The sequence below is a fragment of the Aliivibrio thorii genome (assembly GCF_057368585.1).
Map to the genome: position 1 here is coordinate 2,825,421 of NZ_CM170654.1, position 16,228 is coordinate 2,841,648.

Annotated in this window: 16 protein-coding genes; all 16 read right to left on the reverse strand. The window is 37.2% G+C overall.

Annotated elements, in window-relative coordinates; translation table 11 throughout:
• Nucleotides 1–73: 73 nt before the first annotated feature.
• The 16 genes from hepT (AC2IP4_RS13025) to AC2IP4_RS13100 all read right to left on the reverse strand — a co-directional run bounded on the left by hepT (AC2IP4_RS13025) (nucleotide 74) and on the right by AC2IP4_RS13100 (nucleotide 16,211).
• The gene (gene hepT, locus AC2IP4_RS13025; protein ID WP_130046177.1) at nucleotides 74–490 is read right to left on the reverse strand and encodes a type VII toxin-antitoxin system HepT family RNase toxin; all 417 of its coding nucleotides are present in this window, start codon (nucleotides 488–490) and stop codon (nucleotides 74–76) included.
• Nucleotides 483–866, reverse strand: a complete 384-nt coding sequence (mntA, locus tag AC2IP4_RS13030) for a type VII toxin-antitoxin system MntA family adenylyltransferase antitoxin (protein ID WP_375321603.1) — start codon at nucleotides 864–866, stop codon at nucleotides 483–485. The genes hepT (AC2IP4_RS13025) and mntA (AC2IP4_RS13030) overlap by 8 nt, the downstream gene beginning before the upstream one ends.
• 438 nt (nucleotides 867–1,304) lie before the next feature.
• Nucleotides 1,305–1,577: a type VII toxin-antitoxin system HepT family RNase toxin gene (gene hepT / locus AC2IP4_RS13035; protein WP_486310350.1), complete on the reverse strand. Its 273-nt coding sequence runs from the start codon at nucleotides 1,575–1,577 to the stop codon at nucleotides 1,305–1,307.
• 148 nt (nucleotides 1,578–1,725) lie between these two features.
• Nucleotides 1,726–2,115: a type VII toxin-antitoxin system MntA family adenylyltransferase antitoxin gene (gene mntA, locus AC2IP4_RS13040; RefSeq protein ID WP_486310351.1), complete on the reverse strand. Its 390-nt coding sequence runs from the start codon at nucleotides 2,113–2,115 to the stop codon at nucleotides 1,726–1,728.
• A gap of 334 nt (nucleotides 2,116–2,449) precedes the next feature.
• The gene (locus AC2IP4_RS13045) at nucleotides 2,450–3,346 is read right to left on the reverse strand and encodes an Rpn family recombination-promoting nuclease/putative transposase (RefSeq protein WP_486310352.1); all 897 of its coding nucleotides are present in this window, start codon (nucleotides 3,344–3,346) and stop codon (nucleotides 2,450–2,452) included.
• 359 nt (nucleotides 3,347–3,705) lie between these two features.
• A complete protein-coding gene (locus AC2IP4_RS13050; protein WP_486310353.1) occupies nucleotides 3,706–4,260 on the reverse strand; it encodes a nucleotidyltransferase family protein in 555 nt (184 codons plus the stop codon).
• A 288-nt stretch (nucleotides 4,261–4,548) separates the two neighbouring features.
• Complete coding sequence (locus AC2IP4_RS13055) at nucleotides 4,549–5,715, reverse strand: nucleotide sugar dehydrogenase (RefSeq protein ID WP_486310354.1); 1,167 nt, start codon at nucleotides 5,713–5,715, stop codon at nucleotides 4,549–4,551.
• Nucleotides 5,716–5,917: 202 nt separating this feature from the next.
• A complete protein-coding gene (locus AC2IP4_RS13060; RefSeq protein WP_486310355.1) occupies nucleotides 5,918–7,852 on the reverse strand; it encodes a polysaccharide biosynthesis protein in 1,935 nt (644 codons plus the stop codon).
• A gap of 123 nt (nucleotides 7,853–7,975) precedes the next feature.
• Complete coding sequence (locus AC2IP4_RS13065) at nucleotides 7,976–9,151, reverse strand: DegT/DnrJ/EryC1/StrS family aminotransferase (protein ID WP_486310356.1); 1,176 nt, start codon at nucleotides 9,149–9,151, stop codon at nucleotides 7,976–7,978.
• A complete protein-coding gene (locus AC2IP4_RS13070) occupies nucleotides 9,144–9,668 on the reverse strand; it encodes an acyltransferase (RefSeq protein ID WP_486310357.1) in 525 nt (174 codons plus the stop codon). The genes AC2IP4_RS13065 and AC2IP4_RS13070 overlap by 8 nt, the downstream gene beginning before the upstream one ends.
• Nucleotides 9,661–10,260 (reverse strand): sugar transferase, encoded by a 600-nt coding sequence (locus AC2IP4_RS13075; protein ID WP_486310358.1) that lies wholly within the window; start codon nucleotides 10,258–10,260, stop codon nucleotides 9,661–9,663. The genes AC2IP4_RS13070 and AC2IP4_RS13075 overlap by 8 nt, the downstream gene beginning before the upstream one ends.
• On the reverse strand, nucleotides 10,253–11,479 hold the full coding sequence (locus AC2IP4_RS13080; RefSeq protein WP_486310359.1) for a glycosyltransferase family 4 protein: 1,227 nt from the start codon (nucleotides 11,477–11,479) through the stop codon (nucleotides 10,253–10,255). The genes AC2IP4_RS13075 and AC2IP4_RS13080 overlap by 8 nt, the downstream gene beginning before the upstream one ends.
• Nucleotides 11,480–11,499: 20 nt before the next feature.
• Entirely contained in the window at nucleotides 11,500–12,615 is a 1,116-nt protein-coding gene (locus tag AC2IP4_RS13085) for a glycosyltransferase family 4 protein (RefSeq protein WP_486310360.1), read from the reverse strand.
• A gap of 286 nt (nucleotides 12,616–12,901) precedes the next feature.
• A complete protein-coding gene (locus tag AC2IP4_RS13090) occupies nucleotides 12,902–13,078 on the reverse strand; it encodes a hypothetical protein (RefSeq protein ID WP_486317125.1) in 177 nt (58 codons plus the stop codon).
• Between the two features lie 63 nt (nucleotides 13,079–13,141).
• On the reverse strand, nucleotides 13,142–14,266 hold the full coding sequence (locus tag AC2IP4_RS13095; RefSeq protein ID WP_486310362.1) for an ISAs1 family transposase: 1,125 nt from the start codon (nucleotides 14,264–14,266) through the stop codon (nucleotides 13,142–13,144).
• A 721-nt stretch (nucleotides 14,267–14,987) separates the two neighbouring features.
• Nucleotides 14,988–16,211: a nucleotide sugar dehydrogenase gene (locus tag AC2IP4_RS13100; RefSeq protein WP_486310363.1), complete on the reverse strand. Its 1,224-nt coding sequence runs from the start codon at nucleotides 16,209–16,211 to the stop codon at nucleotides 14,988–14,990.
• Nucleotides 16,212–16,228: the final 17 nt, after the last annotated feature.

Here is a 16,228-nt window from a genome sequence, read left to right on the forward strand (position 1 = left end):
CAAGCTCTGAATTCAGCTCTTACATCTCTACTGTTTCAGGTTTTAGGAAGATCAAAAACGCCCTCCTTGAAAACTAGTTCAGCGCTAAATAATCCAGTCCAGACATAGCAAATTTTTCTAAATCATCAAACTTTCGCGCACTAATAATAAATTCAACCGTTGATTGATCAATATTGAGGTAATCATGCACTAGAGCATTACGCATACCAATAATCGGCTTCCAATCCGTTGCTATCACTTCTTGGATATTATGATCTTGCAAGCGCTGAAAAGCACTGTAAGCATCAGCAGGGGAAACACCAATAACTGCTTTACTCCAATGCTTAGCTATACCAATGCATGCTTCTATTAAAATTTGAATAGTTCGCTCCGCTGCACGATATTCATAACGATTAAAAGGACGTTCAGCAAGGATCTCGTGTAGCCCTTCAAGCTCAGAAATAACAAGTGCCACATGCTCTTTCATCGATTGTGTATAAGTATTATCCATAGACTTTATAATGATATTGGTAATCAAGTTCCCATTTAGACAAGATTCGCTGTGTTACAAACAACTCTTTAGACTGATTTCGTGATAGCAACTGACGACCAGTGGTTAAAACAGCCATCGCTAACGGAATAGGGGCAATCTCAATATCTAATACTGAAATTTTTCCTTCAGGCAACCCAAGTGACTGAACCCAATCAAGAGCTAAGCATTCAGGCCGAGTTCGCCTCTGTAGTGGATCTTGCTCAAATTGTCGAAACAATACAGCCAAATCATAATCACTTTCTTTACTCGCATTCCCTTTTGCACGTGAGCCATAAAGCCACATAGCTTCAATACCCTCATCCATTTTGGCCAAACTAACGATAGAATCAATCATACTCAATCCATTATTGTTGTTTATTTGGATACTATAGCATAAGAGATAGACGCAACAAGTTGCTTAAGAGCGCTTCGCTTAAGACGGACTTCGTTCTAGAGACGCTACGCTTGAGGAAAGCAAAAGCAGTGCTCAGATCGCTTCGCTGGCAGAATTCAGAAGTGATCGTTAAAATTACCGCGCTCACAATATTGCTCCTCCCCTTTATCGCCATAGCCACTTGGCTAAAAAATATCAATATAAGGGGAGGTTGGGAGGGGTTGGTTATAAAAAACTAAAAACTAGGCTTCAGGACGCTACGCGCAGAGGTTTCAGGGGAACTCGCTTTTAATCTCACAGTATCAAATAAACACAGCGCATAATATCTAGTTTCACAACGATCACCTCTGAGCTCAGCAAGGGAGCCCGCGACCGATCTGAATTCTGCTCTTATCACTTCTACTCAGACAATAAAAAAGTGACCGCCTTCTCCGTAAAATCGGCAAGAGCTTGATAATGGCCTTCACGTAAAATATCTTCAACAATCAATAAATCAATATTTAAATAATCATGCACCAGACCATTACGCATACCAATAATCTGTTTCCACGTACGTAACTCATTACTAGAAATTAGGCCATGCTCTTTTAGCAAAGAAAATGATTGATAGGCTTCAGTTGGGCTTTTATTTTGGATTTTCTTTACCATGTGCTTAGATAATCCAATACACATTTCAGTAAAAACCTGCAATAAGCGCTCAGCAGCTAAATAATCACGACTTTTTAAGGTCGACTGATTAAGATCAAAACGAAGTTCATTTAACTATTTTAGGTATTTTTCTTTATGAGACTCAACTTCCGCGAGATATAGTTCAAGACCTTTATTCATACGATGCACTTCTTTTGCTTTCAATTAATTGATGTTCAAACATTGAGCTAATGCGATTCAGCTCTTTATAAAACAGAAGAGGATTATTGTTATAAATCAGTTTCCCGTACTCAATGACGTTAAATGCAAGGGCTATCGGTATGTGATTAATATCTACGATACTGACTTTATTCAAGGGTAGGTTCAAATGCTCAGCCCATTCTATGGCCAAACACTCAGGGCGAGTTCGCAAAGCAAAAGTAGATAACGAATGATCATTAAATGCCACCGCTAAATCAAAATCACTCTCTTGATGATGCGTGCCTTGAGCGCGTGAGCCGTATAGCCATACAAGTTCAATACTCTCATCCATTTTGGCCAAACTAACGATAGAATCAATCATACTCAATCCATTATTGCTGTTTATTTGGGTACTATAACAGAGTTTAGAGCGCTACGCTTAAGGCGGACTTCGTCCTTGAGACGCTTCGCTTAAGGAGAGCAAAAGCAGTGCTCCGATCGCTTCACTGGCAGAATTCAGAAGTGATCGCTTTTGATCTTAGCTCCTCCCCTTTATCGAACTAATCACTTGGCAGTAAATATCAATATAAGGGGAGGCTGGGAGGGGTTGGTTATAAAAAACTAGGGTTCAGGACGCTACCCGCAGAGGCTTCAGGTTTACTCGCTTTTGCTCTCCCTGAGCTCAGAATCCCGCTTCCGATCTATTCTTACTGAGTTTACTTTCTCAAACTCTGAATAATATCAACACTCAAACCCGTGTTTGCAGCTATTGTCTCATTGTCTAACAAACTCAACAGATTCTTAGCTATCTCGACTGATTTATTATATTCCCCTTCAGCCTTACCTTGCTCTATACCCTCGGCCTTACCTAGCTCCTTACCATCATCAAACGCGGTATCTATTACATTATTTAAATCACGGTAATACTTCAAACTGTTCTCATATTCTCTTTGTTTATCTAACGGCAATTGTGCTAATTCGGCTTCCGCAAAGAAAGATTTGAAAATACCACTGGTGAGTGACTCAGGGTACGCTTGCAATGAATCCAAATTCTTAAACACATACATCCAACGCTCAAAATGCGTATTCAACTCCGCTAACGGCTTGGTAAATTTGGGCATCTCAAGGTAAATAAAGGTGAGCTTATCGTAGAACACCTTATTGGTATCTACATCTGATAACTTCACTTTGTAAAAGTACTTTTCTTTGTCTTCCTTATCTTCATCAAAGACAAAATCCAAAATAGCGATGGTATAAATGGCCTTTAATTCAAAGTTCCAATTACCCTTTTGTCCCTGCTCTTGAATAGGAAATGACGAATAAAACACACTGCGATCTTTAAAGAAATTTTGCTTGGATTTCTGTAACTCAACAATAAACTTCTCGCCTTTCTCGTTTTCACAGTAAATATCAAACACCGCTCGACGATCGACCATTTGCTTACCTAACTGCTCATTAGAGATAAAAGTAAGATCAACAATGGTGGACTCTTCGCCTTCTAATAAGGTATTTAAAAAATCAATAAGGATGGTTTTATTCGCCTCAGAGCCAAACAGCTTTTTGAAGCCAAAGTCTGTAAACGGATTGAGGTATTTGTCGGTGAGATACGTCATGCTAAGCCTACTGTAAGAATAAACAGGTAAATATGAGTATATACTGTGGTTAATTAAAGAGCAAAAAATAGGATTCAGGACGCTACGCGCAGAGGCTTCAGGGGTACTCGCTGAACGAACAGCACCAAAGAAAGTTCTCCCCCTTAAACACTAAAATAATGAGATAGATAGAGTCAATACAAGGGGGAGTTAGAGGGGGTTGGTTATAAATGATTTAAGACTATACGCTGCGCTAACTAGAAACGAGACCGCTTCGCTCCTATAAGATCAAAAGCAAACGCTGTACCCGCTTTTGCTTTTATCGTCTCTAGTCAGCGCAGCGTATCGTTTCTAGTCTCGCAGTGTAGTCGTGATAAACCTTACATAAAGCTTCGCTTAAACTTCTCATGGTTTTCGACATTCGACCTCAAATCTTCTTTATCCCAAATTTGAAGCTCCCACGGAAAGTAAAAGTTACTTCTATTTTTAAAATAGATGTGAAGGCCTTTATAACCTTCCTTATCGCGCAAATACCAGTTTTTCAACCCAAGTTCATCTTGCCAGTTATCCAACTCTTCCATCACCTCTGCGATCTCAGGCTTGGTTAATATAATCCTTGCCCCAAAAATATCATTGAGCCAATTGTTCACCGGGTATTGATTATCACGCTCACTATAACGTGCAATTTTATCGTCGATACTTTCTCTTGTTTTTACTCGATAAAAGTATTTCAACTCAATATGGGAAGTCATAAGATAATCATTGATACTTTCATGAAGCACTAAGCGGTATTTATAGATATGAGAAACAGGAACGTTCGAGATTGTCCTAGATAACTTCACTTGCTCAAATATCCCCTGATCAAAGCAAGACTCTGAAAACTCTTTGTGAATTCTATTTATCTCTTCAATGAGTTTTTTAACTTGCTCTTTCATCCCACCTCCACGACGTTAACTGACTAATTAATAATCTAACATGACTAAATATGGATGAAAGTATAGCAAGTTTGGTGATGGAAGCAAAAGCAAGTGCCACAGCCGCTTTTGGGCTCCTCCCCTTTATCGCTATTAGTCACTTGGCTAAAAATATCAATATAAGGGGAGGCTGGGAGGGGTTGGTTATAAAAAACTAGGTTTCAGGACGCTACGCGCAGAGGTTTCAGGTGTATTCGCTTTTGATCTTCCTGAAACCTGAGACCTGAGCCCTGAGCCCTGCTCTATCCCTTAATCACTACCAAACAAATCGCGGGTATAAACCTTACCCTCAACATCTGCCAGCTCTTCCATCATACGATTTGAGACAATCACATCAGACACTTGCTTAAATTCATTTAAATCTTCAATAACACGAGAATTAAAGAAATCAGCTTCTTTCAGTACTGGCTCATACACCACAACTTCAATGCCTTTGGCTTTCAAGCGTTTCATGATGCCTTGAATCGAAGAGGCACGGAAGTTATCAGAACCCGCTTTCATAATTAAACGATAGATACCCACAACTTTTGGATTACGCTTCATAATAGAGTCAGCAATAAAATCCTTACGTGTGCGGTTAGCATCCACAATCGCACCAATAATGTTATTTGGCACTTCTTGGTAATTAGCTAACAACTGCTTAGTGTCTTTAGGTAAGCAATAACCGCCGTAACCAAACGATGGATTATTGTAGTGATTACCAATACGAGGATCTAAACCAACCCCTTCAATGATCTGACGAGCGTCTAAACCATGAGCTTCAGCGTAAGAATCTAATTCATTAAAGTACGCCACACGCAAAGCAAGGTAAGTGTTAGAGAACAACTTAACCGCTTCAGCCTCTGTAGAATGAGTGAGTAAGACCTCGATATTTTCTTTAATTGCCCCCTGAACAAGCAAATTAGCAAAAACTTCAGCACGCTCCGATTGTTCACCAACAATAATGCGAGACGGATGAAGGTTATCAAACAACGCACGACCTTCACGTAAAAATTCAGGAGAGAAAATAATATTTTCACAACCTAATTCTTGCTTAATACGCTCAGTATACCCAACAGGAACCGTCGACTTAACCACCATTACCGCATTTGGGTTAATTGCCATTACCTCTTTAATTACTGCCTCTACAGAGCCCGTATTAAAGTAATTAGTCGCTGGATCATAATCTGTTGGTGTAGCAATCACCACATACTCAGCATTTTTATAAGCCAACTCTTTATCTAAAGTAGCAATCAGGTTCAGCTTCTTATTAGCTAAGAAATCTTCAATCTCTACATCAGAAATTGGAGATTGCTTGTTGTTAATCAGCTCAACTTTTTCAGCCATAATATCAACCGCAATCACTTCATCATGTTGTGCTAACAACACTGCATTTGATAAGCCAACGTAACCTGTACCTGCAATGGCAATTTTCATTATTATTTATCCTGTAGGAGAATTTATCTTAGGGGATTATAAGGGAATGGAGTAGACGCAACAAGTTGCTTGAGGACGCTTCGCTTAAGACGGACTTCGTCCTAGAGACGCAATACTTAAGGAGAGCAAAAGCTATTTCTTTTAACTTCCTCAAGCAATTTATTGCGTCTTCAGCGCAGCGTTCTCAAGAGCGAAGCTCGTCTCAAGCCGAAGGCGTCTGATCTTGTGCCTTCCACACCAAATCACCAATCCCATCAACTGGCGCGAAACCAGTCGGTGCATCCAGAAGCAACTGACGTATCCCTTCATGGTCAAAATCATGACATGCCGTATCTAGCTTATCCAACAACAAATTATATTCATCAAGTGGTAAGAAATCTTCATGAGCCGTCATGATTCGCTCATGCGCGGTTGAATCGACATTGTCACCGATCAATAACTCTTCATACAGCTTTTCACCTGGACGTAGGCCTGTGTATTTAATCTCAATATCACCGTATGGGTTAGATTCATCTTTTACTTCCAAACCAGAAAGGAGAATTAAGTTCTTAGCTAAATCCACAATCTTAACCGATTCCCCCATATCAAGAACAAACACATCACCGCCTTTGCCCATAGCACCCGCTTGGATAACAAGCTGTGCCGCTTCAGGAATCGTCATAAAGAAACGCGTGATCTCTTCATGCGTAACTGTGATTGGTTCTCGGTTTTCAATTTGACGCTTAAATACCGGTACAACAGAGCCAGATGAGCCTAATACATTACCAAAACGCACCATACAAAAACTCGTACCTGCACTTGCGTCTTTTGCACGGATCTTATTTTGCTGCTCTGCCAACGCTTGCAGTCCTAATTCTGCCATACGCTTAGTCGTGCCCATCACATTCGTTGGGCGTACCGCTTTATCCGTTGAGATTAAAACAAACGACTCTACTTTTGCTTCAATGGCAGCACGCGCTGTGTAGTTAGTACCAAATACGTTATTACGCACCCCTTCAACGACGTTATATTCAACCAAGGGTACGTGTTTATAGGCAGCGGCATGATAAATGGTTTGAACTTTAAAGCTTCCCATTACTTTTGATAAACGATTAATACGTTGAACCGAACCAAGCAGAGGAATAATTTGAATATCTAAACCCTCTACTTCAACAAGCAAAGATAGCTCTCTATCAATCTGATATAAACCAAACTCAGATAACTCAAATAAGACTAACGCTTTAGGTTTGTTACGAACAATCTGACGACATAACTCAGAGCCAATAGAGCCCCCCGCCCCTGTTACCATAACCACTTTATCTTTAATGTTTGCTTCCATTAAGGCTTGCTGTGGTGCAACGGGATCACGACCTAACAGATCATCAATAGAGACATCTTTTAACTCATCAATACTTGCATTACCCGCAACAATATCGGACATATCAGGAACCGTCAGTATCTCAACAGGTAATAAAGAGATAGTATCAATCACCTCTTTACGACGGCGACGAGACGCACTTGGTATCGCTAGTAATATCTGCTTTACATTATATTTTACAATGATTTTTTCTGCATCTTCTGTTGTATAGACATACAACCCCATCATCATAGTATTTTGCAATGTGACATCTTCATCAACAAAACCCACGACTTTATGAGTCTCTGATTGACGGAGTGCTAACGCTAGCTGACGACCCGCACTGCCCGCACCATAAATTAATACGGGATTACCTGCTTTATTTGATGATTGTGCAACCAAGCTACGAATAATAAGACGGCTACCTCCAACAGAAATAGCTAAAAATGCACCATAGATAATAGGAACAGAACGCGGAATTGCAGCATCAAACCAAAATGCTAAGCCTGCCATCGCAATAGCAGATAAGGCAGTACCTAACCCAACTAAAGCAAGTACATGTAAACCTAAATATCTTAATACAGCTCGATATAGGCCTAACTTTGTGAATATAAGTAAGGTTAAGATTACAGTGCTAACTAAAACATACTGGCTTTCTATTGAAGGTAAAACCTTAAATTGTCCAATACGAACCCAATAAGCACCAAGAAAAGAGAGTGCAATAAAAAAGAAATCAATAACTAAGCTGATTAAGCGTTTTTTATAGCGAGGAAGTGACCAAATGACATTAAAGTTATGCATAGAAAACCGTATTATTTTTATAGTATGGATATACAAGAGCTATGTTAAAATGAGGGTATAAAAAATCCCAGAAATTATAGTGAAGAACTCACAATTCTGGGATTTAATACATAAAAAGCAATACTACTTTTGAGCCTGTAATAAAACAGTTCGAATTACTTCACAAGTTTTCGCTACTTCTGAATCAAGTAGCGTAGGATGAACCAAAAACATTAGGCTTGTCTCACCAAGCTCTACTGCATTCTTTAAGCGTTCTTTTGGTCGCCATGGCGTATTATCAAATGCCTTTTCTAAATACACTTCAGAGCAGCTTCCTTGATACGCAGGCACACCTTGCTCAACAATAGCATCGATAATTTTATCTCGTGTCCAACCCTCTTTAAGATTTTCAGGTTGAACAAAAAGATAATGCTTATATTCTGCATGCTCAATATAGTCAGGGACTTGAACAGTACGAACTACGCTTAAATCATTTACTGCATTATCAATCGCTTTACCATTTAATTGGCGCTTATTTGTCCACTCTTTCATTCGAGATAATTGAATACGACCAATAGCTGCTTGTATTTCGATCATTCGCCAATTAGTACCAAAGCTTTCATGTAACCAACGGAAACCCGGTGGATGTTCGCGGTTATAAATAGCATCATAGCTTTTGCCATGATCTTTATAAGACCACATAAACGACCATAACTCTTTATCTTTCGTAGTCACCATACCGCCTTCACCGCCTGTAGTCATGATTTTGTCTTGACAAAAAGACCATGCACCAATATGACCAATCGTACCGACACTGCGACCTTTATATTTAGCACCATGCGCTTGAGCACAGTCTTCAATTACTTTGAAGCCATGCTTTTCAGAAAGCGCCATAATTGCATCCATCTCGGCGGGCATACCGGCAAGGTGAACAACAATGACCGCTTTAGTTCGCTCGGTTAGTACCGCTTCAATAGATTGAGCTGTGATATTTTGACTGTTAAGATCTACATCAGCAAAAATAGGATTTGCACCAGCAGTAACAATCGACGAAGCTGAAGCTAAGAAGGTTCTTGAAGTAGTAATTACCTCATCACCCTCACCGATAGCAAAAGCTTTTAATGCAATATCAAGAGCCAAAGTTCCATTGCCAAGAGCAATAGCGTATTCACAGCTAGCCCAAGCTGCAAATTCTATTTCAAATTCTCGGCCTTCTTGACCAGTCCAATAATTAACTTTATTAGATAATAGAATCTGACTAACTTTTTCAGCTTCTTCTTGAGTAAAAGAAGGCCAAGGGGAAAACGGAGTATTAAGCATGCTCACTCTCCAGATATTTACGCTCTACATTTAACACTGCTTCCATATCTCTTTTCTTTAGTTCTTTCAATCTACCATCAACAACTGCGTAAACAGTCCAAGGTTTCAAGCTTTTACGAATAACTGCACCAGCACCTACTGCGCAACCTTCACCAATAGTAACCCCAGGAAAGATAATACTGTTTGTACCAATAATCGCGTGGCGGCCAATTTCAACTTTACTTGATTTCACATTTGTGAAGTTTTCATGGACAGTGGGGTTCGTTAAATAAGGACCAGAAAAATCATCACTAGCAGTGATTATTCGACACCCTGCACTCAATCCAGCAAAATCACCTATAACACATTCACCTCCACCGACAATGGTAGTAAAAGACGCAATATGAACATTTCGACCAATTTCAGTCTTTCTTCCTGCATTAATAAAGCAAAAATCGTCAATCTGGCTTTTTTCACCTAGAGTTAAATTGTTTGAACTAACAATTTTAGCCAAGTTATATATCGTACCTTTAATCATTATTCGTGCCTTTAAATGCTTCAGTTGTCACATGCCCCTCAGCAGTGATACCTTCTTTAACAAAGACTTTCTTTACTGTTAAACAAAGGATTTTAATATCTAGCCACAATGATTGATTTTCGACATACCATACATCTAATTTAAACTTTTCTTCCCAAGAGATAGCATTACGTCCATTAACTTGTGCCCACCCTGTAATACCAGGACGAACATTATGTCGTTTAGCTTGAACTTGATTATATAGTGGAAGATACTCAATCAGTAATGGGCGAGGTCCTACTAAGCTCATATCGCCTTTCAAAACATTCCATAGCCCAGGAAGCTCATCCAAACTTGACGAACGTAGTTTTTCACCAAATGGCGTTAAACGTTCAGAATCAGGTAAAGTATTGCCTTGTGAATCAACGGCATCTCTCATGGAACGAAATTTTTGCATTTCGAAGATTTTGCCGTTTAAGCCTGGGCGTTTTTGGCGAAATAATACAGGAGAACCTAGGTTTTTAGCCACCTTTCTACTAACAATAAACAAAATAGGAAATAATAGGAATAATGCTATTATAGAAATTATAATATCAACAAGACGCTTAATCATTGATTGCATCCATCAGAGTGTTTTCTATCCTTTTCGCCATAACATCCCTTGAAAAATTATTGTATGCTAAGTATTTACAACGCTCCACTGCACTAACATATGCACTAGTATCACCTAAAAATTGCGAGATTTTTTTAGCTGAAAGTTCAATATCATTACTATCTAGTGTTATCCCACATTTGTGCTCATGAATGAATTCATATTGCCACCCACCATAATTTACCGCTATAGGTGTAGAAGAAGCCAAACCATCAAAAAGTTTATTCGCAGAGTTATGCCACATTTCAGGAACAGGTCCAAATAGGGATAAAGACAGCTCTGCTGCAGACAGCAATTCTACAATTTCAGTTTTAGGTACTGGTGGTAGAATATATAGGTTATCATTCAAAACACCTAGCTTTTCAGCCTCACTAATAACAGCTTCTTTTTCCATCCCATCGCCAATTGCAATAAAGCAGATATTGCTATCTATTTCTTTTACCGCACTTGCTAGTTTAGGTAGATAACCAACTTTATTAATTAAACCAAAGGTTCCCGTATAGACAACTAATTTCCTCCCCTTCAAATAAGGCAACTTTTTATCAATATAGCGTTCGCCAATATCTTTTGAAACATCAAATAGTTCCGTATCACAGCTATTTGTCGCTAAGGTTATATGGCGAGGATTAATACCATGACGTTCAATACCCTCACACATTCCAGGTGAAAGACCGATTAGCCTCTTTGAGTTTTTATAAGTATATTTTTCAAGCCATTCTGCAAACTTAATAACAATTGGGTTCTTAATTGCCCCGACTGCAATTGGTAATTCAGGCCATAAATCCCTTACTTCAAAAACTAAAGGTCTTTTCTTTAATTTAGAGTAAATAAGCCCCGGTATAGCAATGGTCAAAGGAGTGCTAGTAGCAAAAACGACATCGCAGGAAAGCTTTAACGATTTAATTGTTGAAAACAAAGAAAATTGAATAAATTTATAAATACGCTTTATAAATGAGTCTTTATTTGAATATGGTAAGTCTAAAACATGTAGCTTTATCCCATCAATTACCAGTTCATTCCAACCAGACTTAAAAGAGTAATTATCTATAAGAGCCGCCGAAGTTGTTACGAATGTAACTTCGTGGCCAGCAGCAACAAAACGTTTAGCCATTTCATAACTTCTAGTTCCAGCCTTAGAATTTGGAGTTGCGAAATATTGGTGTAAATATAATATTTTCATTAACGTGACGCCTAATTAATTCAAACTTGATAAATTATTTTCAAATAATTAACAGCAATTTTCTCCCATTTATATTCACTTACAGGATTATGCTTATTATACGGACCTAATCCAGCAGGATATAAGCTTATGACTTTAGAAATCGCATTCTTAATACTTTCGATTTCATTAGGTTTACAATGGAGCCCTACCTCCCCCTCTTCAAAAGTACCATCTATGCCTTGATTCATAGAGTAAACTATAGGTATACATCGACTAATGGCTTCTAAATAAACTAACCCAAAAGTTTCTGTGCGCGAAGGCATAATAAAAACAGTTGAACTGTCAAAGTAACTTAACAACTCTGGCTTTGACGAGGTTCTTTCAATAAAACGAACTTTATCAAACAAGTTATCATCCAAAGTACCATATACTTTTTTATAATCGTGATAAGTTCCTCCTATTACAGTAAATTTCCAGTCCAAGCCTTCTACAGCTTTTGAAAAACCAACTATAGCGTTATAGATATTTTTGTTCTTGTCAATCGCGCCAACATATATTGCATGTGGTTCAATTTTAATACTATTCTTCTGCAACAAAGAATGTTCAATAAAAAAATCATCTATACCATTAGGAATAACAACGGTCTTTCTGGCAAAATCTAGACCAAACTTTTTTTCAAAACTATGCCTATGCCCATGGGATATAAATATTATTTTATCACTATAACTCAACGCTTTTTTGACCAACCAATAATATTGTGGATAAAACCTAAACCCTAACCCTACATCGGTGTTCCTTAATGTAATTATCAGTTTCTTACCAGTCAACTTAGAATACAAGTAAGCAGGAATGCCATCAGCAAAAAGCGTATGTGCATGAACAACATCAAAATGAGCGTTCCGATACTCTTTATAAGCCGACATAAAAATTTTAAATAATTTATAAGAATAAAGAAGACGAGTGAAAATGGACAAACAGTTAACATGATTATAAGATATACTCTTTTCATTAAGTATATTATTTCTTATATCATTTCTATTTTTAATAGGTATAAAAACAGTTTGTTTAACCTTAGATGAACTATTTAATGCAGAGAAAAACTCTCGATAAACTTTGGAGCCTATATAGTAGGAACAAAAATGCAATATTTTCAAATAAACCTCTAACTACATTATAATGATAACAATATTACCATTTTAAAAACTACAAATTGAGTTTAACTCTTTCATTCATTAAGAGCCAACCCACTGGTAAGACCATGAAAAAACAAATTAAAATCTCATAATATAGCGAACTTATTTAACCACAAAACCTTAACATAACGATAAATCATTGAAACGCTGGTCTATTCGGAATTTAATACATTTAAACCACATATTAAAATAATCACGACTAGAGAAGCAGGGTCCACGCATGAGTTGCTAAAATGTTAAATTACAGCTAAGTGCCAAATAATACCATCTCTCTAAAGTCTGTATTAAGTGCACATTTCAACTGCCGTTTCTTTAACGTTCCTTTTAAATCCACCAATTTTATGAAGTTCATACACATCTGGCGGATCCTAGATAAATTCTCTGCAGCATGCTGATACATTATCTTACTGTCGTCTTCTTTCATTACGCTATCCAACCACCAATGCATCAGGGTCCACGCATGAGTTGCTAAAATGTTAAATTACAGCTAAGTGCCAAATAATACCATCTCTCTAAAGTCTGTATTAAGTGCACATTTCAACTGCCGTTTCTTTAACGTTCCTTTTAAATCCACCAATTTTATGAAGTTCATACACATCTGGCGGATCCTAGATAAATTCTCTGCAGCATGCTGATACATTATCTTACTGTCGTCTTCTTTCATTACGCTATCCAACCACCAATGCATACTTTCTACACCCCAATGGCCTCGGCATAATTTACCAAACTCTTCTGCTGATAATTTCTTAGATGATATGAAATATCTAATACCTAAAGACCCTGAGTTACTTTTGTTATGTTTATTATAAGTCACTGCTATACATAAACTTTCTAGACCGTCCCAATCAACAGAGAAGTCTCCAAATGCTTCTGTAAATGGCACAACATAATAAGACCTAACCATTTTTCTTCCGCGCTTACCGACTTCTTCCGTTTCAAATTTATCACACTCTAAATGAGCAAGTTGAGCAAAAGAAAATTTATTTAAAAACATATTACGTAAGCGTTCTTGGTTACCTTTCACTGCTAATAAGTAATCACCTTCTCTATTAACAATATCTGCTGCAATTGTTCTCTGACAGCCCATTGCATCAAGACTAATAATTCTGTTTTTAACTTTAATTAGCTTTAGTATTTCAGGAATTGTCGTTATTTCATTGCTTTTGGAATCTGTTTTTAATTGGCCTAAAACCAAGCCTGTATCAACAGAATAAGCATTTACCATATGAGTTAAGCATTTGTTTTTACTATAGTCATATGTTCCTCTTAATGATTTCCCATCAATCGCTACATGAGTCGTATCTAATGATTTTTCATGCTGAATATCATTGCACCACCGTGTAAAACAAATTGAAAATTCATCGGGGTCAACCAAACTAACTATTCGAGCAATGGTATCGTGACTCGGTACTCCATGAGAGTAATCGCTAAATTTTCTAAACCACGTTAAATTCTCTTCACCAAAGGTATCTATCTCGTCCCAGGTCTTCATTCCACACAACATTGCGGTAACCACTTGGAACATGACTTCAAAGAAATTATACGTCGATTTTCTCGACTGACGTGTATCGCTTAATATGTTAAAATGGTCTTTAAAATCGTCGTAATTCATTATTTTGTCTTCTTCTGTTTTGTTAACAGTATAAGATCATTTCTAAACTTCGAATTCAAGCTATTTTAAAAAATTATATCCCGAAATATTAGGAATCACTGCGTAAATAACATGCGCGGACCCTGATGTTAAAATGGTCTTTAAACTCGTCGTAATTCATTATTTTGTCTTCTTCTGTTTTGTTAACAGTATAAGATCATTTCTAAACTTCGAATTCAAGCTATTTTAAAAAATTATATCCCGAAATATTAGAAATCACTGCGTAAATAACATGCGCGGACCCTGCATCGTGCACATTATCGACGAATAATAGATTTAGCCTTCCTAAAAATAAGCTCAATAATTATAGCTTATCTTCGTTACAGACCAGTATAAAGAGACCAGCTCAATACTTTCAATTCATATTCACTAAGAAACTTTGAATCCAGTTAAACACGTGAATACATGAAATTCGAGACTAAGCGATGGAGTTACAGTACTTGAGGTAAACAGTTGGTAACGTTTCCAGCTAATAATTGACCAAATTTTAATTAGCTGATTGTTGACTATACAGCGTCTCGAAAAACACATACTACGCTTCACTAGACAAATTCCTTTTGCTTAAAATAAAACAATATGTGCAAATAGAGATTTTTAGCAAAAACGTGAAGTAACCACCTACAAATAGACCACTAAAGTGGTTCTTAAAACTGAGTAAAGTAACTAAATCTCTAGGGAAAGATTAAACTGTCATTAAAAGTTTTCGGCTAGATAAAATTTCACTATATTTATCAGACTCGAAGATACTATGGGATACTGCATGTATAAAAGCGTCATATGAACAAGGATCAACTTCATCAACCAACTTGATGCCGCAGTTATTAAATACTTCTTCAGAACAAGCTTCAGGATCGTGTATAGTGACAACTAATCCATATGAACATAACTCTTTTGACAAATCTACAACTTTAGTATTTCTTATATCAGGACAATCTCCTTTAAAAGTAACACCTAATATACAAACATTTGCACCTTTAACTCTAGCTCCCTGATTTATTAATAGCTTAACAAACTTGCTCGCCAAGTATGTTGGCATGTTATCATTTATTTCTCTTGCAGATTTAATTATGTCTGGAATATAACCAACCTCTTGTGCCTTATGAACCAAATAGTAGGGATCAACACTTATACAATGACCACCGACTAATCCTGGTTTCAAATTAATAAAATTCCACTTTGTAGATGCTGCTGCTATAACCTCTTTTGTATCAATACCCAATCTATCAAATATCATCGAAAATTCATTCATTAATGCTATATTCACATCTCTTTGCGTATTTTCTATAATTTTTGAAGCTTCAGCAACACGTATAGAAGAAGCTTTAAATGTGCCAGCTTCGATAATATTCAAATACAACTTGTCAACTAAATCTGCAACATTTGGGTTTGAACCTGAAGTTACCTTTTTAATGTTTTTGAGTCGATTATTTTTATCACCGGGGTTAATTCGTTCTGGACTGTAACCAGCAAAGAAATCAACATTATAAGTAAGTCCTGATACTTTCTCAATTTCCGGTATACAACACTCTTCCGTTGCTCCGGGATAAACCGTTGATTCAAAAATTATGATATCATCATTCTTTATAATCCCACCTAGCATTCTTGATGCTACGATCAAAGGAGTTAGATCAGGTTGCTTATGTTTATCTATAGGAGTTGGGACTGTAACAATATAAATATTACAGTCAGTTACATCCTTAATATTTGAAGAAAAAGTTAGAAAACGTGGTTCTAACAACTCATCCTTCGTACATTCTAATGTAGAGTCAACATGATTTTTCAACTCCTCAATACGTGAAGTATTAATATCGAATCCTATAGTTTTAAATTTTTTCCCAAATTCAACAGCTAATGGTAATCCCACATAACCCTGACCAATAATTGCTATTTTAGTTTCAACTTTCATATCTAACTCTCTACATG

Coding starts and splice junctions, on each gene's coding strand:
- hepT (WP_130046177.1), bottom strand. CDS start 490: ATGGATAATACTTATACACAATCGATGAAAGAGCATGTGGCACTTGTT.
- AC2IP4_RS13060 (WP_486310355.1), bottom strand. CDS start 7,852: ATGCATAACTTTAATGTCATTTGGTCACTTCCTCGCTATAAAAAACGC.
- mntA (WP_486310351.1), bottom strand. CDS start 2,115: ATGATTGATTCTATCGTTAGTTTGGCCAAAATGGATGAGAGTATTGAA.
- AC2IP4_RS13090 (WP_486317125.1), bottom strand. CDS start 13,078: ATGAAAGAAGACGACAGTAAGATAATGTATCAGCATGCTGCAGAGAAT.
- AC2IP4_RS13080 (WP_486310359.1), bottom strand. CDS start 11,479: ATGAAAATATTATATTTACACCAATATTTCGCAACTCCAAATTCTAAG.
- AC2IP4_RS13075 (WP_486310358.1), bottom strand. CDS start 10,260: ATGATTAAGCGTCTTGTTGATATTATAATTTCTATAATAGCATTATTC.
- AC2IP4_RS13050 (WP_486310353.1), bottom strand. CDS start 4,260: ATGAAAGAGCAAGTTAAAAAACTCATTGAAGAGATAAATAGAATTCAC.
- mntA (WP_375321603.1), bottom strand. CDS start 866: ATGATTGATTCTATCGTTAGTTTGGCCAAAATGGATGAGGGTATTGAA.
- AC2IP4_RS13045 (WP_486310352.1), bottom strand. CDS start 3,346: ATGACGTATCTCACCGACAAATACCTCAATCCGTTTACAGACTTTGGC.
- AC2IP4_RS13100 (WP_486310363.1), bottom strand. CDS start 16,211: ATGAAAGTTGAAACTAAAATAGCAATTATTGGTCAGGGTTATGTGGGA.
- AC2IP4_RS13095 (WP_486310362.1), bottom strand. CDS start 14,266: ATGAATTACGACGATTTTAAAGACCATTTTAACATATTAAGCGATACA.
- hepT (WP_486310350.1), bottom strand. CDS start 1,577: ATGTGTATTGGATTATCTAAGCACATGGTAAAGAAAATCCAAAATAAA.
- AC2IP4_RS13070 (WP_486310357.1), bottom strand. CDS start 9,668: ATGATTAAAGGTACGATATATAACTTGGCTAAAATTGTTAGTTCAAAC.
- AC2IP4_RS13065 (WP_486310356.1), bottom strand. CDS start 9,151: ATGCTTAATACTCCGTTTTCCCCTTGGCCTTCTTTTACTCAAGAAGAA.
- AC2IP4_RS13055 (WP_486310354.1), bottom strand. CDS start 5,715: ATGAAAATTGCCATTGCAGGTACAGGTTACGTTGGCTTATCAAATGCA.